Genomic DNA, 279 nt, shown 5'->3' with positions numbered 1-279 from the left:
GCGACTGCTGGAACTGGTGGATGCCCGCCCGAGCATCACGCCGCCGGCGCTTCCGGTGCCGCTGCCCATCCCGCTGCGGGGCGAGATCCGCCTGGAGGCGGTGCGCTTCACCTACCCGGGCCGGGAGGCCCCGGCGCTGGCAGACATCGACCTGACCATCCGGCCCGGGGAGCGGGTCGCCCTGGTGGGGCCGTCCGGGGCCGGCAAGAGCACCCTGCTCTCGCTGCTGCTCCGCTTCCACGACCCGGACAGCGGCTCCCTGCGCCTTGACGGCATCGA

Annotated in this window: 1 protein-coding gene; it reads left to right on the top strand. The window is 74.6% G+C overall.

Annotated elements, in window-relative coordinates:
• Positions 1-279: ATP-binding cassette domain-containing protein (locus J5F18_RS10165; protein WP_346302212.1), on the top strand; the 279-nt coding region annotated here is incomplete at both ends.

The sequence above is a fragment of the Halomonas sp. BM-2019 genome (genome assembly GCF_017584085.1).
This window is presented reverse-complemented; position numbering and strand designations above follow the sequence as displayed.